Source organism: Saccharomonospora cyanea NA-134 (assembly GCF_000244975.1).
Lineage (GTDB): Bacteria > Actinomycetota > Actinomycetes > Mycobacteriales > Pseudonocardiaceae > Saccharomonospora > Saccharomonospora cyanea.
The window spans coordinates 5095919-5114609 of sequence record NZ_CM001440.1; the positions used below are offsets into that span (position 1 = coordinate 5095919).

19 protein-coding genes, 3 tRNA genes and 1 pseudogene are annotated in these 18691 nt (G+C 69.0%); 11 read left to right on the forward strand and 12 right to left on the reverse strand.

All coding sequences use genetic code 11. The features are described 5' to 3' along the window. Nucleotides 1-21: 21 nt before the first annotated feature. Nucleotides 22-204: pseudogene (locus SACCYDRAFT_RS27215) on the reverse strand (ABC transporter permease subunit); the annotation flags it as partial. On the opposite strand from SACCYDRAFT_RS27215, the gene SACCYDRAFT_RS27085 reads away from it, so the two are divergent. Then, nucleotides 125-340, forward strand: coding sequence for a hypothetical protein (locus SACCYDRAFT_RS27085; RefSeq protein ID WP_232283887.1), 216 nt, complete (start codon nt 125-127; stop codon nt 338-340). The pseudogene SACCYDRAFT_RS27215 and the gene SACCYDRAFT_RS27085 overlap by 80 nt on opposite strands. Here SACCYDRAFT_RS27085 and SACCYDRAFT_RS23765 read toward each other — a convergent pair. Next, nucleotides 315-1838, reverse strand: coding sequence for a sugar ABC transporter ATP-binding protein (locus SACCYDRAFT_RS23765; protein ID WP_043536870.1), 1524 nt, complete (start codon nt 1836-1838; stop codon nt 315-317). The genes SACCYDRAFT_RS27085 and SACCYDRAFT_RS23765 overlap by 26 nt on opposite strands. A 183-nt stretch (nt 1839-2021) precedes the next feature. Here SACCYDRAFT_RS23765 and SACCYDRAFT_RS23770 point away from each other — a divergent pair, with 183 nt between their 5' ends. Both SACCYDRAFT_RS23770 and SACCYDRAFT_RS23775 read left to right on the forward strand, forming a co-directional pair. Beyond that, the gene (locus SACCYDRAFT_RS23770; RefSeq protein ID WP_005460122.1) at nt 2022-3032 is read left to right on the forward strand and encodes a LacI family DNA-binding transcriptional regulator; all 1011 of its coding nucleotides are present in this window, start codon (nt 2022-2024) and stop codon (nt 3030-3032) included. Between the two features lie 256 nt (nt 3033-3288). Beyond that, nucleotides 3289-3810 (forward strand): YceI family protein, encoded by a 522-nt coding sequence (locus SACCYDRAFT_RS23775; protein WP_005460123.1) that lies wholly within the window; start codon nt 3289-3291, stop codon nt 3808-3810. 18 nt (nt 3811-3828) lie between these two features. Here the strand turns inward: SACCYDRAFT_RS23775 and SACCYDRAFT_RS23780 are convergent, their stop codons facing one another. Further along, nucleotides 3829-4686, reverse strand: coding sequence for a CPBP family intramembrane glutamic endopeptidase (locus SACCYDRAFT_RS23780; protein ID WP_005460124.1), 858 nt, complete (start codon nt 4684-4686; stop codon nt 3829-3831). A 45-nt stretch (nt 4687-4731) separates the two neighbouring features. Next, nucleotides 4732-5649, reverse strand: coding sequence for an alpha/beta hydrolase family protein (locus SACCYDRAFT_RS23785; RefSeq protein WP_043537514.1), 918 nt, complete (start codon nt 5647-5649; stop codon nt 4732-4734). Between the two features lie 65 nt (nt 5650-5714). On the opposite strand from SACCYDRAFT_RS23785, the gene SACCYDRAFT_RS23790 reads away from it, so the two are divergent. Continuing rightward, on the forward strand, nt 5715-6245 hold the full coding sequence (locus SACCYDRAFT_RS23790; RefSeq protein ID WP_005460126.1) for a helix-turn-helix domain-containing protein: 531 nt from the start codon (nt 5715-5717) through the stop codon (nt 6243-6245). A gap of 290 nt (nt 6246-6535) precedes the next feature. Here SACCYDRAFT_RS23790 and SACCYDRAFT_RS23795 read toward each other — a convergent pair. From SACCYDRAFT_RS23795 to SACCYDRAFT_RS23810, 4 genes are all read right to left on the reverse strand, one after another. Beyond that, nucleotides 6536-6609 (reverse strand) — tRNA-Phe (locus SACCYDRAFT_RS23795). Nucleotides 6610-6637: 28 nt separating this feature from the next. Further along, nucleotides 6638-6714: transfer RNA gene (locus SACCYDRAFT_RS23800), tRNA-Asp, on the reverse strand. An 18-nt stretch (nt 6715-6732) separates the two neighbouring features. Further along, nucleotides 6733-6805, reverse strand: a tRNA-Glu gene (locus SACCYDRAFT_RS23805). A 419-nt stretch (nt 6806-7224) separates the two neighbouring features. Continuing rightward, nucleotides 7225-7470 carry a hypothetical protein gene (locus SACCYDRAFT_RS23810; RefSeq protein ID WP_005460127.1) on the reverse strand — a complete coding sequence of 82 codons (246 nt, stop codon included), beginning with the start codon at nt 7468-7470 and terminating at the stop codon, nt 7225-7227. Nucleotides 7471-7859: 389 nt separating this feature from the next. Here SACCYDRAFT_RS23810 and SACCYDRAFT_RS23815 point away from each other — a divergent pair, with 389 nt between their 5' ends. Further along, nucleotides 7860-8360 carry a hypothetical protein gene (locus SACCYDRAFT_RS23815; protein ID WP_005460129.1) on the forward strand — a complete coding sequence of 167 codons (501 nt, stop codon included), beginning with the start codon at nt 7860-7862 and terminating at the stop codon, nt 8358-8360. 86 nt (nt 8361-8446) lie between these two features. Here the strand turns inward: SACCYDRAFT_RS23815 and SACCYDRAFT_RS23820 are convergent, their stop codons facing one another. Next, nucleotides 8447-8650, reverse strand: a complete 204-nt coding sequence (locus SACCYDRAFT_RS23820; protein ID WP_005441988.1) for a cold-shock protein — start codon at nt 8648-8650, stop codon at nt 8447-8449. Nucleotides 8651-9132: 482 nt separating this feature from the next. On the opposite strand from SACCYDRAFT_RS23820, the gene SACCYDRAFT_RS23825 reads away from it, so the two are divergent. From SACCYDRAFT_RS23825 to SACCYDRAFT_RS23835, 3 genes are all read left to right on the forward strand, one after another. After that, nucleotides 9133-10323 (forward strand): L,D-transpeptidase, encoded by a 1191-nt coding sequence (locus SACCYDRAFT_RS23825; RefSeq protein ID WP_005460133.1) that lies wholly within the window; start codon nt 9133-9135, stop codon nt 10321-10323. A gap of 85 nt (nt 10324-10408) precedes the next feature. Next, nucleotides 10409-10975: a PaaI family thioesterase gene (locus SACCYDRAFT_RS23830; protein WP_043537515.1), complete on the forward strand. Its 567-nt coding sequence runs from the start codon at nt 10409-10411 to the stop codon at nt 10973-10975. Beyond that, nucleotides 10975-12195: a metallophosphoesterase gene (locus tag SACCYDRAFT_RS23835; RefSeq protein ID WP_005460136.1), complete on the forward strand. Its 1221-nt coding sequence runs from the start codon at nt 10975-10977 to the stop codon at nt 12193-12195. Before SACCYDRAFT_RS23830 ends, SACCYDRAFT_RS23835 begins: the two co-directional genes overlap by 1 nt. Nucleotides 12196-12204: 9 nt before the next feature. On the opposite strand, the gene SACCYDRAFT_RS23840 is transcribed toward SACCYDRAFT_RS23835, so the two are convergent. Genes SACCYDRAFT_RS23840 through SACCYDRAFT_RS23850 form a run of 3 tightly spaced genes read right to left on the reverse strand, consistent with a single transcriptional unit; the run spans nt 12205 to nt 17111 of the window. Next, nucleotides 12205-14724: a serine/threonine-protein kinase gene (locus SACCYDRAFT_RS23840; RefSeq protein WP_043536872.1), complete on the reverse strand. Its 2520-nt coding sequence runs from the start codon at nt 14722-14724 to the stop codon at nt 12205-12207. An 18-nt stretch (nt 14725-14742) separates the two neighbouring features. Next, complete coding sequence (locus tag SACCYDRAFT_RS23845; protein WP_005460140.1) at nt 14743-15711, reverse strand: glutamate ABC transporter substrate-binding protein; 969 nt, start codon at nt 15709-15711, stop codon at nt 14743-14745. Further along, nucleotides 15711-17111, reverse strand: a complete 1401-nt coding sequence (locus tag SACCYDRAFT_RS23850) for a hypothetical protein (RefSeq protein ID WP_005460142.1) — start codon at nt 17109-17111, stop codon at nt 15711-15713. The genes SACCYDRAFT_RS23845 and SACCYDRAFT_RS23850 overlap by 1 nt, the downstream gene beginning before the upstream one ends. Before the next feature lie 177 nt (nt 17112-17288). Between SACCYDRAFT_RS23850 and SACCYDRAFT_RS23855 the strand changes: the two genes are divergently transcribed. The 3 genes from SACCYDRAFT_RS23855 to SACCYDRAFT_RS23865 are packed head-to-tail and all read left to right on the forward strand — an operon-like array spanning nt 17289 to nt 18539. Then, nucleotides 17289-17699, forward strand: coding sequence for an acyl-CoA thioesterase (locus tag SACCYDRAFT_RS23855; RefSeq protein WP_005460144.1), 411 nt, complete (start codon nt 17289-17291; stop codon nt 17697-17699). A 56-nt stretch (nt 17700-17755) separates the two neighbouring features. Beyond that, on the forward strand, nt 17756-18121 hold the full coding sequence (locus SACCYDRAFT_RS23860; protein WP_005460146.1) for a hypothetical protein: 366 nt from the start codon (nt 17756-17758) through the stop codon (nt 18119-18121). Continuing rightward, nucleotides 18114-18539: a hypothetical protein gene (locus SACCYDRAFT_RS23865; RefSeq protein WP_005460147.1), complete on the forward strand. Its 426-nt coding sequence runs from the start codon at nt 18114-18116 to the stop codon at nt 18537-18539. The genes SACCYDRAFT_RS23860 and SACCYDRAFT_RS23865 overlap by 8 nt, the downstream gene beginning before the upstream one ends. Nucleotides 18540-18691: the final 152 nt, after the last annotated feature.

Consider the following 18691-nt stretch of genomic DNA (forward strand, 5'->3'; position numbering starts at 1 on the left):
GCACACCGCGCCGAGCGCCATCCCCGCCAGCACGACGAGCAGCGTCGGCGTCTCCTGGTCGGCCAGGAACAGCTGCCCGGACAGGTAGGCCGTCAACCCCATCACCGAGCCCACGGAGAGGTCGATGTTGCGGGTGATCACAAGCAGGGTCTGCCCGATGGCGAGCAACCCGATGATCGAGGCGTTGAGGAAGAGGTCGTGCACGCCCTGGGCGCTGAGGAACGACGGGCTGACCACCGTCGTCACCGCCACCACGGCGACGAAGGCGCCGATGATGCTCAGCTCTCGCCCGGACAGCACTTCGCGGATGCGGCTCATGTCGCCGTCCCGTTCCCGGTAGCCGCGTACATGACGGACTCCTCTGTCGCTTCGTCGCCGGGCAGTTCGGCGGTGATTCGTCCTTCGTGCATGACGAGCACGCGATCGGCCATGCCGAGCACCTCGGGCAGCTCCGAGGAGATCAGCAGCACGGCCATCCCCTTCGCCGCCAGGTCGGACAGCAGTGCGTGCACCTCGACCTTCGCGCCGATGTCGATACCGCGCGTCGGCTCGTCGACGATGAGCACGGACGGCTCGGTCGCCAACCACTTGCCGAGCACGACCTTCTGCTGGTTACCACCCGACAGCGTGCCCGCCGGGTCGGAAAGGCGCCCGTACTTCAGCGACAGCTTCTCGCCCCAGCTGCGCGCGAGTTCTCGTTCCTTCGCCGCCCTCGTGAGCCCACCCGGCGAAACCTGACGCAGCCGGGCGAGTGCGGCGTTGCGCTCGATGGGAAGTTCCAGCACCAATCCCTGTTCCCTGCGGTCCTCGGGAACGAGGGCGAGTCCCGCGTCGATGGCCTTACGCGGATCGCCCTTCGGCAGCGCCTTGCCCTTCAGCGAGACGGAACCCGAGTCGTAGTCGTCCACGCCGAACACCGCGCGGGCCACTTCGGACCGTCCGGACCCGACGAGACCGGCCAGACCCACGATCTCGCCCTCACGCACGGAGAAGGAGATGTCGGCGAACACGCCCTCGCGCGTCAGGTTCCGTACCGACAGCACCTCGTCCCCGGCCGTGGTGTCCCGCTTCGGGAACAACTGCTCGACCGAACGGCCGACCATGTTGCGCACCAGCGTGTCCCGGTCTACCTCGTGCATGGCCGACGTCGCCACGAACGTGCCGTCGCGGAGCACCGTGACGCGGTCGCACAGCGCGTACATCTCGTCGAGCCGGTGGGAGATGAACAGCAGGGCCGCTCCGTCCTCGGCCAGACCGCGGGCCACGCGGAAGAGCCGTTCCGCCTCGACCGCCGACAGCGCGGCGGTGGGCTCGTCCATCACGATGATCCGCGCGTCCGACACCAGCGCCTTGGCGATCTCGATGATCTGCTGGTCGGCGATGGACAGACCCCTGGTCTGCCGCGCGGGATCGATCGGCACCCCCAGACGCTCGAACACCTCGGTGGCCCTGCGGTGCATCGTGCGCCTGTCGATACGGCGTCCGGGGCGCAGCGGCTGCCGCCCCATGAAGACGTTCTCCGCGACGGACAGATCGGGGAACTGGATCGGTTCCTGGTGGATGACGGCGACGCCACGTTGCTGGGCTTCGCGTGGTGCGCCGAAGCTCACCGGACGGCCGTCCATGAGTACCTCGCCGGTGTCCGGCTGGTGCTCGCCGCCGATGATCCGGACGACGGTCGACTTCCCGGCACCGTTCTCACCGGCCAGCGCGTGCACCTCTCCGGCCCTCAACGCGAGGGAAACACCGCGGAGCGCCCGGACGGCCTGGAACGACTTGGTGACGTCGACCAGCTCCAGCAACGGTGGTGCGGCGGAGTGTTCCGGTGCTCCCACCATGCCTCCTTCGTTGGAGTGATCGTGAAACGTTTCATTCACGAGGTGCGCCAAAGCTAAGGTAGTGCGGCCCAAGACGTCAAGATCCTGTGCTAACTTGCTCGTAACGACGGTTTCTCAGCGTGATGACGTGGTTGACACGTTTCAGCGCTTCAGTGCTTCAATGCTTCGGGGTCGAGGAGGGGCATGTCGCCGAGCATCAAGGACGTCGCCGAGCGCGCGGGTGTTTCCGTGGGCACCGTCTCCAATGTGCTCAACCACCCCGAGCGGGTCTCGGACACCACGCGCGCGGCGGTCCAGGCCGCCATCTCCGAGCTGGGCTTCGTCCGTAACTCCTCGGCCGCCCAACTACGGGCGGGCACGAGCCAGTCGATCGGGCTGATCGTGCTCGACATGACGAACCCGTTCTTCCAGTACGTCGCACGCGGTGTCGAGGAGGTGGCCGACGAGCTCGGCTACGCCGTCGTACTGTGCAATTCGGACGAGCAGGCTGCCAGGGAGAACCGCTACCTGCAGGTACTGGAGGAGCAGCGGGTCCGGGGTGTGCTCATCACCCCGGTGGAGGTCAGTTCCAAGCGGCTCGACGCGCTGCGTCGCCGCGGCACCCCGACCGTTCTCGTCGACCGCCACGACCCGAGGGTCAACTGCTGTTCGGTGGCGGTGGACGACGTGGCGGGCGGTGCCTTCGCGGGAGCACACCTGACCTCGCTCGGGCACGAACGCATCACCTACTACTCCGGCCCCTTGTCGCTGCGGCAGTGCGCCGACCGGCTCGCGGGACTGCGGCAGGCGGTGCAGGAGGCGGGACTGGACCCGGACCAGGCCGTGGACGTGGTCGAGGAGAAGGCGCTCAACGCGAGGACGGGCTACGCCGCGGCGAAAGCGCGGCTGGCGAGCGGCGACGACGACACCACCGCCGTGTTCTGCGCCAACGACCTCATGGCGCTCGGGGTGCTGCGCGCCGCGCTGAGCTCGGGCCGCAAGGTGCCGGACGACCTCGCCATCGTGGGCTACGACGACATCGAGTTCGCCGCCGACGCCACCGTGCCGCTGACCTCCGTCAGGCAACCGACACAGCAGATCGGTCGCGCGGCGGCGCAGCTCCTCGTCGAGGAGTGCGACCACCCGGACACGCACGCCCACCAGCAGGTGATGTTCAAACCGGAACTGGTGACCAGGGAGTCCACGACCCGCTGACGAAACACCGTGTCCGCACTTCCCGCACGCGTGTCCGCAGCCTACGGCGCGAACACGCGAACACCGGCTGCAAAGACCCGTACCCAACCTGCGGACACGCGTGCACAGCCTGCGGACACGATCCCTGGGCGGGCGACCCACCATCGGCGGAGGAGCCGATCCAGCCACACGGACCGAGGTGGGCCCGTTCGTGTGGCTCCTGAGCGCGGCCGGACCCGAAGGGCGAAACGCAACACGGCTACGGTTGGATTGGACCATGGCATCGGGTCAGGCGGACAGCAGCAGCGTGGCAACTCCCCGACCGGGGCACTACGAGATCGACATCGCGAACTCCACGGTCGCATTCACCACGAGACACCTGTTCGGGCTGCTCTCGGTGCCGGGAACGTTCGCCATCTCGGGGGGCACTGCGAACGTCGCCGAACCGATCACGGAGTCCGGCGTGGAGGTGGAGATCGACGCGGCGAGTTTCCGCACCCCCACACCGCTGCGCGACAAGGTCGTCCGCTCGGCGATGTATCTGAACACCGCCCGGTACCCCACGATCACCTTCAGCTCGAAGCAGTGGGACGGAGAAACCCTCACGGGCACGCTCACCGTCTGTGGGGTCGCAAGCCCGGTCGTTCTGCACGTCACGGAGTCGTCCGTGGACGAGCACTCCTTCACCGCCCGCGCGACGGCGCGTGTCGACCGCACCGACTTCGGCGTCACGGCGACGCGGGGGATGCTCGACCGTTACCTCGACTTCACTCTCACCGTGCGGTTCGTGAGGCAGTGAGCCGGAAGGCCCCCGCGGTCAGACGTACTCGGCGGTCTTCTGCGCACCGCTGGCGTCAGCCTGGAGTCGCGGGGCCGCCGAGCGGTTCGAAGTGGCCAGCAGGACCGCGACGGCGATCGCCTGGATACCGATGATCATGGCCTGGGTGACGGGGGCCTGGACGCCCAGCAGGACCATCGTCGAGTTGACCGCGAAGTGCACCGCGATCGAGGCGACGACGCCGGCGCGCTCGTAGGCGCAGCAGCACAGCATGGCCATCGGGACGGAGCTGGCCGCGAAGAGCACACCGCTCGGGGTCGTGAGACCGAGCTGGTTCTGGACGGTCCCGGTGATGAAGAACAGCGGCAGGTGCCACACGGCCCAGCTGACGCCCAGCACCAGGCCGACCTGGAAGCGGCCCGTCGACGCGCGCATCCTCGGGTAGGCGGTGCCGCGCCAGCCCGGCTCCTCGGACAGCGGGCCGGAGATCACCATCATGGCGAGGAACATCGCGGGGCCCTGGCTGTTCAGCACGTTCAGCGCGTAGTCGAGGCTCGGCGCGGGGCCGCCCGCCGCGTGCCCCAGGAACGCGCCCGCCAGCACGGTCGCCGAGGCCAGCACGAGCAGCACCGGCGCCCAGAGCAGGGTCCTGCTCCGGAACCGGATCGCGCGCTCCGGGGCTGGCTCACCGCGCCGCCCTCGACGGATTCGGATCACCAGTGCCGCGACCAGGGGACCGAAGGCGCCGAACAGGTAGGGCAGTACGGTGGGCGGGTTCATCGCCGGGCCGCCCATCCCGATCGCCGCACCCCAGGACGCCCAGCTGACGCCGAAGGCGATCGCCGTGAACAGGACGAGGTCGCTGCGGTACCTGCCGGTCGAAGGTGTCGAGGACATGCCGAATACTCCTTGTGTTGGGGTGCCAGGGGTTCGTAGCGGGAATCAGTCGCCGGTGACGGCGTGCAGTTCGCGGGCCAGCCAGGTGCCGACGAGGGTGAGCAGGCCGGAGTCGACCGGCTCGCGCAGCAGGCGGCGGTAGGAGCGCAGGGTGTGGTGCGCGGGGTCGTGGCGCAGGACGTGCGTGAGGCCGGGGACGCGGTGGGTCTCGGCTCCGCCCGGCACCAGCCGGGCGATCTCGGCCAGGTCGGCGGGGTCGACCTGGATGTCCTTGTCGCCGGTGACGGCCAGGACGCGGGCCTTCGCGGAGGCGAGGTCGTCGCGGGTGTCGTGGACGAGCATTTCGCGCAGCCACCGGGCGTTGACCGGAAACCCCGCGATGCGCGTCACGTCCGTGTCGGTCTTCTTGACGCGGTCGATGACGCGGTTGCCCACGGCCGCGAGCGGGCGCCGCAGCAGACGCACGGGTGCTGGCAGGCTCCGGACGATCGAGCGGGCCTGCCAGCGCAGGGCTTCCTCACCCAGGCGGGCGTAGCCGGCCAGCAGCACCACGGCCCGCACCTCCTGGTGGGCGGCGAGGGACATGGCGTGCAGGGCGCCTTCGCTGTGTCCGACGGCTCCGACGGCATCGGCGCGGACGGCGGGATGCGCGGCCAGAGCCCGCACCGCGGCCGCGGCGTCCTGGCAGTTGCCGGTGAAGCCCGTGGCCTGCCAGTCGCCAGGAGTGGCGCCGACCCCGCGCCGGTCGTAGCGCAGGGTGCCGATCCCCTCGGCCGCGAGTGCCGAGGCCAGTGACGGACCGAGGTTCGTCGGGAGTCTCGGCGTGTTGCCGTCACGGTCCAGCGGACCTGAACCGTGCAACAGCAGGACAGCGGGGTGCGGGCCACGTCCGGCGGGCAGCGTCAGCGTGCCGGCCAGGGGAGTCCCGTCGTCCGCGAGGACCGTCATGTCGAGGTCGGGCAACGCTTCGCTCCATCTCACTATGTTCTCAACATTGAGAACATTATCAGATATGAGATCATGGAGTCATGGCAACCGCAGATCTTCTTCTCCACCCCGTCCGTCTGCGCATCCTGCAGACCCTGCTGGGCTCCGGTGAGCTGACCACCGCCCAGCTCCGCGACCGGCTGCCCGATGTCTCCGCGGCGACGATGTACCGGCACGTCGCGGCGCTCACCGAAGCGGAGATCCTGGAGGTGGTACAGGAAAGACCCGTGCGCGGCACTGTCGAACGCAGCTACCGGGTCCGCCAGGACAAGGCCCTCGTCGACGACGACGCCCGCAACACCATGACCAAGGACGACCACCGGCGGGCGTTCACCGTCTTCGGCGGGGCCCTGCTGGCCGACTTCGACCGCTACCTCTCCCGTGACGACACCGAACCCGCCCGCGAGAACCTGCTCTACCGACAGGGCGCGGTCTGGATCACCGACGAGGAGTTCACCGAACTCGTCGAGGAGATCGAGGCCGCCGTCGAGCGCCGCGCCCATACCAGCCCTGGCGACGGCCGCACCCGCCACATCATCAGCCTGGTGCTGCTACCGGACAAACCCGCGTGACACCGGGTACACCGAAGCCCCTCCCACTGGTGTGACCGACTTTCGGCCCCGGCCCGTATCCCCTCGGACGACTCGGCGGCTCCGGCCGAGCTCGACAGCGAAGGTCCGGGCCGGGTGCCGGAGAACCCACCGGTTCCGGTCGGCCGGCCACGCTTCCCGCCACGGACGGGTGCCGCACAGCCCGAACCGCACTACGACGACTGAACGACTGAGACCCCAACTGAGCACCTAGACAAAGCAAAACGGCCCACCTCTGAATCGAGGTGGGCCGTTTCTGCAGCTCAGGAGCGTGGCCAGGGCCGGGGTCGAACCGGCGACCTTCCGCTTTTCAGGCGGACGCTCGTACCAACTGAGCTACCTGGCCAAAACGCCGGTGCAACACCGGAACGCCGTGGCGACCCTGACGGGACTCGAACCCGCGACCTTCGCCGTGACAGGGCGACGCGCTAACCAACTGCGCCACAGGGCCTTGCTATTGAGTTGTTCGTACTCCCAACGGGATTCGAACCCGCGTTGCCGCCTTGAAAGGGCGGAGTCCTAGGCCGCTAGACGATGGGAGCCCAGTCGGTTCGGCGAACCGATCGACCGTGCTCTCAGGTCCCCCTGGGAGCGATGACTAGTTTACGGTACGGGATCCACCCCTTTCAAAGGGGGGTCACTTAAGTCGCCATCACACCTCTGACCTGCATAAACGAGGCGACCATCGACCCTCGCACCGAGCCTGCCGCGGCAGCGGGCTTCGACACCTCGCACCGCCACCCCGGCCGATCTCCCCAACCACAACATCGTTACGCAAACCTTCCTGGCCGAACCCGAGCCGCGAGGACGTTCCGCGTCTTCGCTGTGGCATGGACCGGAAATGATTGCACCGCGTCCGGCGTCGCCAGTACCTTGACCGAGGACTGCCCAGGTGCCCGACCAGGGGGTGTGCACCTGGGCACCCGCAACGCGACCGCCCGGGGCACCTCGACCTCCCAGCTCAGTGCTGCACCGGGCTGCGCCCACTGTCGTCCGGGGCGAGCCCCAACATCTCCAGCAGCCGCGCGCAGTCCTCCGCTCCGGTGGCGCCGTGTGCGACGGCGATACGAGCTCTGCGGACCTGGTCATCCGAAATTCGCGGGCTCTCCTGGGCCGCCCGCTGCGCGGGTACTCCGCCGTACCCGCCGCCGTGTCCCTCTCCCTCGTACCGAAGGAGGAACTGCCGCACCTCGACCGACCCGTTCATGGCTCCTCCAGGGGCTCGACGTCAGGCCGCGAGGCTAACGACCACGAGGAAACGCCCGCAGCCCCCCGGAGAGTGAACTAATGAACACGGAGAGTGGCGACAAGGACAACCTCGATCGCGTGGGTCATGAACAGAACCCCACTACCGGGTAACGGCTCCGCAAGCTTTTTTCGTTCCAACACTCGCGATCGTGCTGGAGCTCGTGTAACAATCGACGTGCTGACACACCCCCGGTCAGCGCCTGTGGAGATCCCCTCCGGCCCCCGCGTTCCTCCCCCTGGCGCGGGGGCCTCTCCATGTCCGGCCCCGGTTTCCTCCACCCCCGGTGACCGCCGCAGGATGTGCGCAAGACCACAGATTACCGATCGCCGAGACACAACCGTTATCGTGTGGGCGTGCCTCTTCCCTCATTCGGACGCAGCCGAAGCTCGAACCGGGCCGCGACCCCAGCGCGCCGCACCGACAGGCCGAAGCCTGCGGCTGACGAGCCGGCCGCCGACGATCCCGAGCTGTCCAGCTACCTCGCGGCGTTGGCTCCCGAGAGCGATCTCGAGAGCACCGGCTCCGGGCGGCGGTTCGGGGAAGCGCAGGTCTACCAACTGAGGTTCAGCCTCGCCGCGGGCCAGCAGCTCAAGGAGCTCGCCTCGCAGCTCGGCACCTCCCCCCAGGCCCTGGCCCAGGAATGGGTACTGGAACGCCTCGCGAGCGAGGCGGGCTCCCAGAGCGCTCCCCGGACGCGGCAACAGCCCCCCGCCCCGCAACCGGCCGCGCAGGAGTTCCCCGCAGGCGAGCCCGCAGAACCCACGGGGTTCGCGGAGCCCGCGACCGAGGAGTTGTTCCTCGACCAGCACCAGTGGCCCAGCGAACCGGTGCGCGGCCACCACGGCTGACCGCGACGCTCGAACCCCGACACGAAAACGAGCCCCCGCCGATACGGCAGGGGCTCGTTCGTCGTCAGTGGGGGCGACTCAGGTCCTCAGAGGGCCCGCACCCTCTGAGCCTGGGGGCCCTTCTGGCCCTGGCCGACCTCGAACTCCACACGCTGGTTCTCCTCCAGCGTGCGGAAGCCGCGTCCTTCGATCTCCGAGTAGTGAACGAACACATCGCCCTCACCGCCGTCCTGGGCGATGAAGCCGAAACCCTTCTCGGCGTTGAACCACTTCACAGTGCCTTGCGCCACCGCTGTACTCCTCGTTGCTGTTCCGCATGGTCGCCGCCGAAGCGACGTCCTGGCCGTCCCGGGCGGTTCCAACGAGACGAGCGCGTGAGCGTGTTCGGCTAACGGCTCGCGTCAGAAGTTCCGCGAGTGTGAAGCCACGAACACGCAAAACGACGGCCACCGAAGAGCCTACCGGCATTTCCGGGTTTGCGAACCCCTTTATGGCTTGGTTGGCCCAACCGGGCGGATCATGGGCGGGGATGTTGCGCGAACACCGCCGTCCGCGACCACACACTCGGTCACATCTCGCTCCCGCCACGCTCGATCACAACTCGCTCTCATCCCCCCGAAGCGGGAACACGGAGAGAAGCCGCAGACGTCATCTATAGGGGTGAATCGACACGAAGGTGTGAGAGTGATCACTCGCCCTGAGGGGCAACGAACAGTCATTCCACGACGTCAGCCAGGTACGCGGGGAGAAGGGGACCACATTGACGGACTCGATGCCGGCATCCAGAAGAAGACCACTCACGCTCTTGGCCTTCGCGCTCGTCGCGATCCTGGGACTGGCGGCATGCACCGGTTCCGGGGGCGGCAGCAGCACGGCTCAGGGCGCGCCGAACGGTGACGGCACGTCGACGGACTCGTCGGCGTCGGTCTCCCTCGAACCGGGTGCCGGAAGCGACGACGTCGCCCCGCGCGACCCGGTGTCGGTGACCGTGCAGAACGGCACCATCACCGAGGTCGCTCTCACCAACCCCGAGGGCGAGGAAGTCGAGGGGGAGCTCTCGGAGGACAAGACCAGCTGGTCGGTGGCCGAGCCACTCGGCTACGGCAAGAAGTACACGTGGTCGGGCAGCGCCAAGGGCGCGGACGGCAAGGCCGTGCCGATCAAGGGTTCGTTCACCACGGTGAGCCCGTCGGCCACCAACGGCGTGTCGTCCCTCATCGGCGACGGCAGGACCTACGGCATCGCCATGCCGATCCGCCTGGAGTTCGACGCGCCTGTGAAGGACAAGGCCGCGGTCGAGAAGGCGCTGCACGTCGAGACCTCGCCGGAGAACGAGGGCTCGTGGGCGTGGCTGTCCGACAACGCGGTCCACTGGCGCCCGAAGGAGTACTGGCAGCCGAACACAGAGGTGAAGGTGCGCGCCGACCTCTACGGGGTGAACTTCGGCGACGGCGTCTACGGCGCCAACGACCTCTCGCTGGACTTCTCCATCGGCCGTGCCCAGATCGCGAAGGGCAACACGCAGACCCACCGCTTCGAGATCTACCGCGATGGTGAGAAGGTGGCCGACTACCCGGCCAGCTACGGGCGCGAGTCCGATCCCAACCTCGTCACGCGCAGCGGTGTGCACGTCGTGATGAGCAAGCACGACAAGTACTTCATGAACAACCCGGGCTACGGCTACGAGGACTTCGAGGTCGACTGGGCGGTGCGGCTCTCCAACAACGGTGAGTTCACGCACTCGGCGCCGTGGTCGGTCAAGGACCAGGGGAACGCCAACGTCTCCCACGGCTGCATCAACCTCTCGGCGACCGACGCCAAGGCGTACTTCGACAGCGCGCTGCCGGGTGACCCCGTGGAGATCACGGGCAGTACGCAGGAACTGCAGGAGAGGGACGGTCTCTACTACGACTGGATCTACTCCTGGGAGGAGTGGCAGTCGTTCTCGGCTCTCGACAGCTGAGCACGGTCGAGACCCGATGTGGCGGTGGCCGCTTTACGCGACCACCGCCACGTTTTTCTCGCAGGCCCCGGTTAGCGTGATGACCGTGAGCGCAATCGCACAGAACTGGCCTCCCGTCGAGGTGGAGGTTCCGGCTCCGCACCCGGACGCGCCCTCACCGGGCGCCGAACTGCCCGTGCACTACAGCCACTGCTTCGGCTGCGGCGACGAAGTGGAGTCCGGGCTGCGTATCCGCTCGACCGTCGGCGACGGCCACGTGGTGGTCTCGACGTTCACCGTCACCAAGGGTCATCAGGGTGCGCCGGGACTCGCCCACGGTGGTCTGCTGACGTGTGCGTTCGACGAGGCGCTGGGTACCGCGGCGGGCCATCTGCTGCGCGTTCCCGTGGTGACCGCCAAGCTCGAAACCGACTTCCGCCAGCCGGTGCCCGTGGGATCGACGCTGTACATCACCACGAAGCTCGACGGCGTCGCGGGCCGCAAGGTCTACGTCAGCGCCGAGGGCAGGCTCGACGCTTCCGACGGCCCACTGGCGGTCGAGGCGCGGGCGTTGTTCGTCACCGTCGGTGTGGAGCACTTCATCGAACACGGTGACGTCGAACAGTTGCAGGAACTCGGCGAGCGCCACTCCGACTGGGACATCAACCCCTGATGTTCTTCGCCGTCCTCAGCGTCCTGATCATCGTCGTCCACCTCTACCTCTGGAAACGGCTGGTCAAGGACACGACCCGGCCCGGGAGCCGGGCCCGCCGGGTGGGCACGATCGCGCTCGCGGTGTGCGTGACACTGATGGTCGCGGCGTTGTCACTCGGTACGAGCGTGTCACCGGACATCGCCCGATGGTTCGCCTGGCCCGGCTACCTGTGGCTGGCCATGTTCTTCTACCTGCTGCTGGCCCTGCTCGTGCTGGAGTTGCCGCGGCTGGCCCTTCGCAGGTGGCTGCGCGAGGACACCGGCGACCCCGCGGCCCCGAACACGGACACGGACACGGACACCGAGTCGGTCGGCGCACCCGGAGCGGCCCCGGCGCGGGCGCCGCGCGTCTCCCGCAGGACCGCACTGTCGCGGGGTTCGGCGGCACTCGCCGGTGTGGTCTCGCTCGGCCTGGTGGGCTACGGCGCAGGCGTGGCGATGGGTCCGCCGACGATCACGCGCGTGCCGATCACACTGCGCAGACTCGACCCGCGCGTCGAGGGCTGCCGCATCGCGTTGATCAGTGACGTGCACCTCGGACCCATCATCGGCCGGTCGTTCACCCAGCGGATCGTCGACCTGGTGAACGCCGAGAACGTCGACGTCGTCGGCATCGCGGGCGACCTCGTGGACGGCGACGTGGCCGACCTCGCCGACGCGGCCGCGCCGCTGGCGGATCTCCGCAGCACGCACGGCACCTTCCTCGTCACCGGCAACCACGAGTACTACGTCGGCTACCAGCAGTGGATCGACTTCGTGCCGGAGCTCGGCATCCGGCCGCTGCGCAACGAACGCGTGGAGATCCGGCACCGGGGCGGTGTGTTCGACCTCGCGGGCATCAACGACGCCACCGGCTACCAGTGGCAGGACCCCGGGGACGTCGGCGAGGCACTCGCGGGACGGGACACCGAGCGGGCCGTCGTGCTGCTCGCCCACCAACCCGTCGACTTCGACGACGCGGTGCGCCACGACGTGGACCTGATGCTGGCCGGGCACACCCACGGCGGCCAACTCTCCCCCTTCGAACTGGCCGTCAGCCTCCAGCAGGGCGCCGTGGCCGGGTTCTACCAGCGTGAGAACACGAAGATGTACGTCACGCGCGGGGCGGGGTTCTGGGGCCCGCCCGTGCGAGTGGGGGCACCCCCGGACATCACGATCGTCGAGCTGCGCCGCGCGTGAGTCGCCGGCTCACGTGAGCGTGCGCGGGCGGACCGCGTTGGCCCGGTCGACCAGGGCGATCCGCGTCTGCGAGTCGTCCGCCAACCGCGCCAGAGTGCGGTAGCGGCGCTCCAGCGCGAACCGGAGATCGCGTTCGGCGAGTGGGCTGCCGAAGATCATGGTGCCCGCGCCGGCCTGCTGCCCCGCACGCAACCAGTCGAACGCCGCCTCCAGCACCTCCGCCTCCAGACGCGTCCTGCGTTCGACGTCGAGATCCAGGCGGCCGAGCTGCGCGGCAGCGTGCACGAGGTCGGCCTCGGTGATCTGGTGGGCGCCTTCCACGAACCGCGTCTTGATCTTGATGGCCGCCACCTGGGCGGCCACGTGGTGCGTCGACGACGCGGGCACCGATTCCAGCACCTCGATGGCGCTCTGGCGGCCGCCCTGCGCCAGGTACACGCGCGCTAGCCCGAAGGCGGCACTGACGTAGGACCGGTCCGTGCGCCACACCAGCTCGTACAGCCGCGACGCCTTGAAGTAGTCCCCCACCGCCTCGGCGGTCACGGCCAGGGCGAGCTTCGGCGCGATCTCACCGGGAAGCTCGTCGTACACGGCCTCGAACGCCACGTGGGCCACCCTCGACCGTCCTCCGGCGAGTTCGATCAGCCCCTTGTACCAGTCGACCCGCCAGTCGTGCGGGAAGCCCGACTTGATGGCGAGGTACTGCGCGGCCTGCAACTGCCGGTGTGCCTCCACGAGCTCGCCCAGCTCGATGCGGGCCCTGACGATCCGCAGCCGGACCTCGATCGACTCCCTCGGCGCGTTCGCCAGCGCCGTGATCGCGGTCTGCGGCCCCGCCGACAGCAGCGTGGCCAGCACCCCCGCGCCGGGGTCGTCGGTGTCCACCTGCGGGATGGGCAGCCCCGCGACCACCTCGTCGGGATCGGGCAGCGGGGAACGCCCGCCGCGTTCGGGAACCACCAGGTCGACACCGAACGTGTTGGTCTCCGGACCGAACACCCTGGACGCGCCCGGCCTCGGCTTGCCGGTGCCCATCGCGAGGATCTCGCGCAACACGCCCGTGAGCTGGTCGGTCATGTCCTCCGCGGAGATGAACCGACGGTCGGGATCGACGTGCGTGGCCCTGCGCAGGAACCGGTAGTAGCTGTCGAAGAGCCGGAACAGCGGGACCTCGTCCCTGCCGGGCAGCGTGGTCTTGTACTTGCTGGTGTAGCCGGTGAACTCGAAGCTCAGCACCGCCAGCGTGCGCCCGACGGTGAACAGGTCCGACGCCACCGAGGCACCGTGCGTGGCCAGCTCCGGAGCGCTGTACCCGCTGGTGAAGAACAGCGGGCTCTCGTAGTCGTCCATGCGCCGCACGGCACCGAGGTCGATCAGCTTCAACTGCTCGTGCGTCTGGATGACGTTGTCCGGCTTGAGGTCGCAGTACAGCAGCCCCTGGTTGTGGAGGTAGCCCAGCGCCGGGAGGATCTCCAGCCCGTAGGCGATGACCTGCGCGATCGGCAGCGGCTCCGCCCGGCCGCTGCGTTTGTGGTGTTCCAGCGCGAGCTGCCGCAGCGACTGCCCGCCGACGTACTCCATCACGATGTAGCCGACGGAGTTGCCGGTGTCCGGGTCCGGGTGCTCGACGAAGTTGTAGATCTTGACGATGTTCGGGTGCTCGACCTCGGCGAGGAACTTGGTCTCGTTCACCGCCGCGGCGACGGCGTTGGCGTCGCCGGTGTTGATGAGTCCTTTCAGGACCACCCAGCGCCCGCTGACGTTGTGGTCCTTGGCGAGGTAGATCCACCCGAGGCCGCCGTACGCCAGCGCGCCGAGCACCTCGTACTGGCCGCCGACCATCTCGTGCGGTCGCAGCTTCGGCAGGAACGAAAAACGCGTGCCGCACTTGTCGCACGTGCCTTCGGGACGTCCGGGCACGCCGTCGCGCCCACGGCCGACCTTCGTACCGCAGTTGCCGCAGTACCGTTTCTCCTCCGAGACGACCGGGTTCTCCAGCACGGCCTCGGCCGGGTCGCGGTAGGGCACGGCGGGCACGTCCACGAGCCCGGCGCCGAGCCGACCTCGCCGCGACTTGCGCGACGACGTCCGGCGCGACCTACCCGGGTAACTTCCGGTGCCGGTTCCGGTGCCCGTCCCGGTTCCAGTGCCGGTCCCGGTACCCGTCCCGGTCCCGGTGCCGGTGCCCGTCGAGATCGAGCCGCTCGTGCTGCGCGGCAGCACACTCTCCGTGCCCGGATCGGGAAGTTCCTGCGGCGTGCTGGGTTCGGCCGGTGGCTTCGGCGGCGCGATGAACGTCGTCGCGGGTGCCTTGCCCGCGAGCACACTCGTCGGCTGCGGCCCCGGAGGCTGCGGGGGTACCTGCTGCTGGGCCTGCACCTCACGCGCTTCGGGCACGTGTGGTGGACGGGCGTGCTGAGGTGGCCTCTGCCCGTCCCGGTGTGACCCCGGGGACGCATCCGGCCGGCCGGTCGGAACACCGGCCTCGTCCGGCGCGGCATGCCGAGGACGGCGTGGCTCATCCGACACTGCTACCTCCGAAAGGTCTCACCGGTACTTGGGGCTGGGCGGGGAGGCGGCCCCCAGGTCCTCGCGCAGCCAGCGGTTGTAGCTCTCCTGCCACGCGCCGCCACGGACCCTCTCCAGCACCGAGTTCACGTACCGCACCATGTCCTCGTTGTCCTTGGGGACACCGATCCCGTAGTACTCCTCGGTGAACCGGTCGCCGACGATCTTCGTGCCGGTCCGGTCCTGTGCGCGCATGCCCGCGAGGATCGTGTCGTCGGTCGACACCGCCGCGACCTGACCCTGCTGGAGCAGCACCAGGCAGTCGGACCAGTCGTCGACGGCCACCGGGATGGGCTTCGGCGTGCTGTTCGCGATGTTCCGCAGCGACGTCGAGTCGCGGGTCGCGCACACGCGCTTGCCCCCGAGGTCGGAGATGTCGCGCGCCGTGGAGTCGGCACTCACGAGCACGCGCTGCCCCGCCACGTAGTACACCGTCGAGAAGTTGATCTGTTCGAGGCGTTCGCACGTGATGGAGAACGTACGCACGACGATGTCCACGTCACCGTTTGCGAGCGCATCGACCCGCTCGGCGGAGGAGATGGCCTTGAACCGGACGGCGTCGGGATCACCGAAGAGAGCTCGCGCGATCTCCCTGGCGATGTCGATGTCGAACCCGTGCAGCTCACCGGTCTCGGGATCGGAGAAGCCGAAGAGGAACGTGTTCTGGTCGACCCCCGCGATCAGGTGACCACGCTGCCTGATCTCGGCCATCGTCGAGGAGGCCGGGATGGAGGAGTCGGGCGGCAGACTCGCGGTGGGGTCACAGTCGTCGTCGACGGCACCGGCCGCGCCGAGTTCCGGATCGATCTTCGTGTTGGCCGGCATCGGCTGCCGCACCGAGCCGACCGGTGCGGGATCGACGGGTTGCGTGACCGTCGAGCAGCCCGCCAGCGCCACGGCGAGCAGCGACGCCAGCAGGCCGCCTCGGGTCCGGGTCCGGGTTGTCATCAGCGATACTCCCGCAGACGTTCGCGAATACCGAGTGTGGCGCCGAGCGCGGCGATGACCGACAGCAGTGCGTAGGCGGGGGCGAGCAGGGTGAGCGCACCGGCAGCGGCGGAGGTGTTCTCCACGAAGTCCCGCCTCGCCGAGTCGATCGACGCGGCGAGTTCGCTGTCGACCCGGCCGAAAGCCGTGGCGGGGCTGCGCTCGTCCGTGCCGTCGATCGCGAGCAGCACCGCCTGGCGGTGCTCGCCGCCGTCGTCGAGTTGACGCACCCGACCGTGGGCGTCCAGCCAGGCCGCCGCGTGGTCGGCGGCGGCCCGCAGGGACGTGTCCGACTCGGTCTCGGCGATGGCCTCGCCGAGGAGACCACCGCGCCCGTCGACCCCCGCGAACCGCCGGAACTGCTCGGTGAAGCCCTGCTCGTACTCCTCGCCCCCGCCCCGAGCGACCAGGGCGAGGGTCTCGTCGGCACGGGCCTGGAGAGCGGCGATGCGCGCACGGACCAGCCGGTCGGCCTGCTCCGTGCCGTCCTCACGACCACTGCCCGCGTACACGCCCTGGATGATCAGCGCCACGGCCGTCCACAACACCAGCAGTGCCACCGCGCCCGAGGACACCAGGAGACCGACGTTGAACACCCGGTTCGTCTTGCGTTTCACATAGACCTGGGCGTAGCCGAGAGCGCCGACGAGAGCCGCCAGCGCCAGGGCGACGAACCACGGGAAGCCCGTCGCGTCGTCCTGTTCGTCGGCGAGCCTGCGCGCGTTGATGTCGTAGAGCTCCTCCGCGGCGGGCAGGATGGTGGAGCGCAGCAGCTCGGACGCCTCCCGCAGGTAGGCCGCGCCGACGGGGTAGCCCTGGCGGTCGTTGGCCTTGGCGGTGGCGATGAGGCCGGTGTAGACCGGCAACTGCCTGCTGAGGATGTCGACCTGTTCGGCGGCCTCCGGGATGCCCGCGGAGTCGGACGCCGCCTTCGCCAGCGCCGCACCCGCCTTGGCGATGTCGGTCGCATAGCGTTCGCGCAGAGCCGCGGGCTCGGTCCCCGGCGTCAGAAACGCCGTGGCGGCCGTGGCGTCGGCGTCGGACAGCGACCGGTACACCTCCTGGGCGGCCGCGGCGAGTGGTTCCCTGTGCTCGACGAGCGTGTCCACGCTGTCGTCACGGCTCTGCATCGACAGGGTGCCGACCAGTCCGGTGAGCAGCGAGAGAACCACGATGCCGACACCGACGAGCGAGAGCTTGCCCGGCGTCGTGGCCGCCGACCGTGCCATACCGCGCACCAGCTCGGCAGGGAGATCGAGCAGCCCGGCGAGTCCCGACCTCGGACCGCGGTTCGCAGGCGGTTCCGAGCCGGCGCGCGCCACGGCGGCCTCGGGGCCGCCACGCGGCACGGTGCTCGTCATCGCGTTCCTCCACCCAGTCTCGGCACGCGCAAACCGTATCCGAGACGGCCCGGCCGCGAGTGCGGAGTCCGGCAAGAGACCGAGGATCGTGCTGCTGCTGTGATCAGCACGATCACCGGTCGTGAAGTCGTCCGCGTGGTCTCGCCGCCGACCGGGCGATCATGAGAGTCTGCAGCGGTGAGCTACGCGCATTGGGAGATCGTGCCGACCCGATGGAAGGACAACGACGTCTACGGGCACGTCAACAACGTCGTTCACTACTCCTTCATGGACACGGTGATCAACAACTGGCTGATCGGGCAGGGTGGTCTCGACATCCACGGCGGCGGCGTCATCGGGCTGTGCGTCGAGTCGCACTGCAACTACCACGCCTCGGTGTCGTACCCGGAGAAACTGTCCGTGGGACTTCGGGTGGGCCACCTCGGCCGGTCGAGCGTGCGCTACGAGGTCGGCCTGCACCGTGAGGACGCCTCGGACCTGGTGGCACAGGGACACTTCGTGCACGTCTTCGTCGACCGGGAGACACGGCGTCCCGTGGAGATCACCGGTGAGCTGCGGGAAGCGCTGAAGAGGCTGATGGTCAGCTGAAGATCCCGAGGGCCCGCCCCGTATCCTACGACTGGTCGTAGACATCGGGAGGGCCAGTGATCAGTGGGTTCGCCGTCGCGATCGCGGTCTGCGCGCTCGCGGTCGCCGTCTGGAGCTTCGTGCTCGTGGCCGTCAACCGGCCGCCCACGCGCTCCCTGCTGTTCGGCCTCGCCGCCGTGGAGGCGCTGCTGCTCGTCCAGGTGGTGATCTCCGTGGTGCTGCTGGTCTCGGGGCAACGCCCCGGCAGCATGGTCACCTTCCTCGCCTACCTGGTCGGAGTGCTGCTGGTACTGCCGCTGGGCACGGTGTGGGCGCTGGCCGAACGCACCCGGTCGAGCACGGCGGTGCTGGGCGTCGCCTGCGTCACCGTGCCCGTGCTGATCCTGCGGATGTACCAGGTGTGGGAGGGCGCAAGTGCCTGAGCGTGAACCCGAGCCCACCGCGGCCCCGCCCGCCACCGCGAGCGGGCCGGGACGGGTGCTGATCGCCGTCTACGCGATCTTCGCCGTCGGCGCCACGTCCAGGGCGGCGGCGCAGATCGCCACCCGCTTCGACGAGGCACCCGTGCCCTACGCACTGTCCGCCCTCGCCGCCGTGGTGTACGTGCTCGCCACCCTGGCGCTGGCGAAACGGGGTGTCGGGTGGTGGCGCGTCGCCGTGACGGCGTGCGCCTTCGAGATGACGGGTGTGCTCGTGATCGGCACAGCCAGTCTGCTGCTGCCCGACGCCTTCCCCGACGCGACCGTGTGGTCCAACTACGGGATGGGCTATCTCTTCATTCCCCTGGTGCTGCCCGTCTTCGGGCTGTTGTGGTTGCGCCGCACCGCGCCGCGACGGTAGGTGTGGTGGCGCGTCCGGTTCGTTCGCGGAGCTCCTCGCGTGCGACGCGCTCTCGACGCCGGCTCGGCTGACGGGACGGCTTCTCTTCGTTCACCTGAGCGAACGAAGTGGATCGCTTCGATGTCGGTGATTGGCCCCACAGCTGCTACACG

Coding starts and splice junctions, on each gene's coding strand:
- SACCYDRAFT_RS23765 (WP_043536870.1), bottom strand. CDS start 1,838: ATGGTGGGAGCACCGGAACACTCCGCCGCACCACCGTTGCTGGAGCTG.
- SACCYDRAFT_RS23770 (WP_005460122.1), top strand. CDS start 2,022: ATGTCGCCGAGCATCAAGGACGTCGCCGAGCGCGCGGGTGTTTCCGTG.
- SACCYDRAFT_RS23850 (WP_005460142.1), bottom strand. CDS start 17,111: ATGACGAGCACCGTGCCGCGTGGCGGCCCCGAGGCCGCCGTGGCGCGC.
- SACCYDRAFT_RS27085 (WP_232283887.1), top strand. CDS start 125: ATGTTGCGGGTGATCACAAGCAGGGTCTGCCCGATGGCGAGCAACCCG.
- SACCYDRAFT_RS23845 (WP_005460140.1), bottom strand. CDS start 15,711: ATGACAACCCGGACCCGGACCCGAGGCGGCCTGCTGGCGTCGCTGCTC.
- SACCYDRAFT_RS23835 (WP_005460136.1), top strand. CDS start 10,975: ATGTTCTTCGCCGTCCTCAGCGTCCTGATCATCGTCGTCCACCTCTAC.
- SACCYDRAFT_RS23790 (WP_005460126.1), top strand. CDS start 5,715: ATGGCAACCGCAGATCTTCTTCTCCACCCCGTCCGTCTGCGCATCCTG.
- SACCYDRAFT_RS23825 (WP_005460133.1), top strand. CDS start 9,133: ATGCCGGCATCCAGAAGAAGACCACTCACGCTCTTGGCCTTCGCGCTC.
- SACCYDRAFT_RS23780 (WP_005460124.1), bottom strand. CDS start 4,686: ATGTCCTCGACACCTTCGACCGGCAGGTACCGCAGCGACCTCGTCCTG.
- SACCYDRAFT_RS23810 (WP_005460127.1), bottom strand. CDS start 7,470: ATGAACGGGTCGGTCGAGGTGCGGCAGTTCCTCCTTCGGTACGAGGGA.
- SACCYDRAFT_RS23775 (WP_005460123.1), top strand. CDS start 3,289: ATGGCATCGGGTCAGGCGGACAGCAGCAGCGTGGCAACTCCCCGACCG.